Consider the following 1,023-nt stretch of genomic DNA (forward strand, 5'->3'; position numbering starts at 1 on the left):
ACCAACATCTGCATCTACCTCATGAAGCACCAGCCTCCGCAAGTTCGTGCACGTTTTGCTGAGTGTTTTGTCGGTGACGTGGTGATTTCTGCCATCACCCTGGCTGAACTGGAGTTCGGGGTGGCCTGTTCGGGTGAGGCCCAGGCCCAGGCCCACAATCAAGTGCTCCTCGACAGCCTGCTTGAGGATATTTTGGTCGCGCCCTTTGAGACCCAAGCGGCCCGCGCTTACGGCCCGCTGCGTGCGGCCAACCGGGAGCGCAACAAAGACGCGCTGGACAAGCTCATTGCCGCGCACGCGTTGTCGCTGGGAGTGACACTGGTGACCAACAACCAAGCCGATTTCAAAACCTACACAGGGCTCAACGTCGAGAACTGGGTCAACAGCCATTGATCTTGCGGACCAGCTGTGCACATCGGGCCCGCAGATGAATGAAGGGCCCGTGGACTGAGGGGGCATGCTGCTCGGCTATACAGCCGGACAATCAAACACACCTATTCATCTGGGATACAGATGATTGACTGATATCTGAAAAACAGCTACTTTCGTTTTAGGTGAATCTCGGATTTTCATGGCCACACCCTCCCCTAACCAGACACAGCTGACCGCGCTGCAGCTCGGTCAGCTGCTCAAGGCGGCTCGCAAGCATCGCAAACTCACGTAATCGGTGGTGGCGGACACGCCCACTTCGCACTGAGCAATGCGTCTGTCGTGCGCTCCCTCGGCATCCTTGCTCACTCCCGCCGCCTGGGTGGTGGCGCACCGCCGTTGAGACCGCCTGCGGTCAACCTCTCGGCCAGCAGATCAGACTGTTCGGCAAATTTCTTCAGATTGCTTTTCCGCAACTGCGCCAGGTTCTGCAACTTCCATCGCACGCCCGGCAGTTGTTCGACGTGGTCGATGCCCAGGAGCCCCCACTCGGGTGTGCCAGCGACCAGCGATAGCAAAAAGCGCCGCTCCTCCTCATCCAGGCCCAGCTGGATCTCACGCACCAAACGCTCACGAGCTGCGAGCAAGGCGTCC

1 protein-coding gene and 1 pseudogene are annotated in these 1,023 nt (G+C 59.1%); one reads left to right on the forward strand and one right to left on the reverse strand.

Annotated elements, in window-relative coordinates; genetic code table 11:
* Window positions 1-393 (forward strand): type II toxin-antitoxin system VapC family toxin (locus Q8M88_RS12495; protein ID WP_305597486.1); only part of this gene is annotated, 393 nt, incomplete at its 5' end.
* A 341-nt stretch (window positions 394-734) separates the two neighbouring features.
* Here Q8M88_RS12495 and Q8M88_RS12500 read toward each other — a convergent pair.
* Window positions 735-1,023 (reverse strand): annotated as a pseudogene (locus Q8M88_RS12500) (hypothetical protein); the annotation flags it as partial.

The sequence above is a fragment of the Phenylobacterium sp. genome, from assembly GCF_030693805.1.
In the GTDB taxonomy this organism is placed as follows: domain Bacteria; phylum Pseudomonadota; class Alphaproteobacteria; order Caulobacterales; family Caulobacteraceae; genus Phenylobacterium.